The following is a 1,275-nucleotide window of genomic DNA, read 5'->3' on the forward strand; positions in this document are numbered from 1 at the left end:
AGCAGCTGACTCTTAATCAGCGGGTCCGGGGTTCGAGTCCCTGGCGGCGCACACCGAAGGGCCTCTCGTGGGAGCGAGAGGCCCTTTTGCGCGCTCGGGGTCAGAAGGTCACGTCCGAGCAGGCGTAGAACGCGTTGCCCGTGTCGTTCACCGTCCACACCGCGAGGATCACGTGGTGCCCGCTGAGCCCGGACGGCAGCCGGCCGCTGTGCGAGAGGGTGGCCGGCGGACGCTGCCCGTTGTAGGGCACCGTCAGGAACGGGGTGAGGTTGAGGTCGGACCGGGACAGGTTGTGGTTCTGGTTCCAGCCCGCCTTGGTGACGTAGTACTTGAAGTCGGTGGTGGCGTGCATGGCCGTGAACTGCCACCGGAAGGTGTAGTTCTGGCCGCCCGACACCTGGGTGGTCGGCCAGGCGCCGCCCGAGGGGGTCTTCGGGCTGTCGAGCTGGGCGAAGCGCGTGTTGTTGGCCGAGCAGAGCTGCCCGTCCGCGGGACCGGAGGCGGGGAAGCCCTTCGGGCCCTCGACGCTCTGCGGCTCCCACTGGATGGATCCGCAGTTCGCCACCGCGCCGTTCTGGCAGAGCTTCTGCCGGCTGACCGGCAGGTCCGTGTAGCCGTGGCCGCTGGCACCACCGGAGGAGAGCACAAGCGCTCCGGTCGTGGCCAGTCCCACCGCGGCTGCGTACATCTTGGTCCGTGTGCGCATGCTGCCCCCGGCGAGGTCGCCGACGCGGAGGTGCCCGAGTTCCTGACGGCCGCCGGACTGACCGTGCTGGCGAGCGGCACCCTGCCGCTGACCACCACGGAGTACGGCCCCGACGGCACCCGCATCGAACTGCCGTCCACCTGGCACGTGACGGGACGCGCCGCGTAGGGGCCGGCGCCGGCCGTGGACGACAGGGCCCGGACCGCCGGCGTCCGGGGCGTCGTTCCGCATGCCGGTGACCGGTGCCAGTGGTGTGGACCTATGACTGGGGGATGGCCCCTGGCCAGCATATTCGGCGCCATGTAGCGTCATACGCATGAAGATCCTCATCAGCGCCGACATGGAGGGCGCAACCGGTGTCACCTGGCCGGCCGACGTGCTGCCGGGCCATCCCCAGTGGGAGCGGTGCCGGTCCATGTTCACGTCGGATGTCAACGCCGCCGTCCAGGGCTTCTTCGACGGCGGTGCCGACGAGGTGCTGATCAACGAGGCCCACTGGACGATGCGGAACCTGCTGCTGGAGCGGCTGGACGAGCGGGCCGAGATGCTCACCGGGCGACACAAGGCCC

The 1,275-nt window shown here is 69.9% G+C and carries 3 protein-coding genes; 2 read left to right on the top strand and 1 reads right to left on the bottom strand.

Features of this window, described 5'->3' with window-relative positions:
* Positions 1-100: 100 nt before the first annotated feature.
* Positions 101-706, bottom strand: a complete 606-nt coding sequence (locus tag ACFW3F_RS25510) for a lytic polysaccharide monooxygenase (RefSeq protein WP_359560190.1) — start codon at positions 704-706, stop codon at positions 101-103.
* A 30-nt stretch (positions 707-736) separates the two neighbouring features.
* Between ACFW3F_RS25510 and ACFW3F_RS25515 the strand changes: the two genes are divergently transcribed.
* Both ACFW3F_RS25515 and ACFW3F_RS25520 read left to right on the top strand, forming a co-directional pair.
* Positions 737-874 carry a hypothetical protein gene (locus ACFW3F_RS25515; RefSeq protein ID WP_388062500.1) on the top strand — a complete coding sequence of 46 codons (138 nt, stop codon included), beginning with the start codon at positions 737-739 and terminating at the stop codon, positions 872-874.
* A gap of 148 nt (positions 875-1,022) precedes the next feature.
* Positions 1,023-1,275 (top strand): M55 family metallopeptidase (locus ACFW3F_RS25520; protein ID WP_388062502.1); only part of this gene is annotated, 253 nt, incomplete at its 3' end.

Source organism: Gordonia sp. NPDC058843 (genome assembly GCF_042743165.1).
GTDB lineage: Bacteria > Actinomycetota > Actinomycetes > Mycobacteriales > Mycobacteriaceae > Gordonia.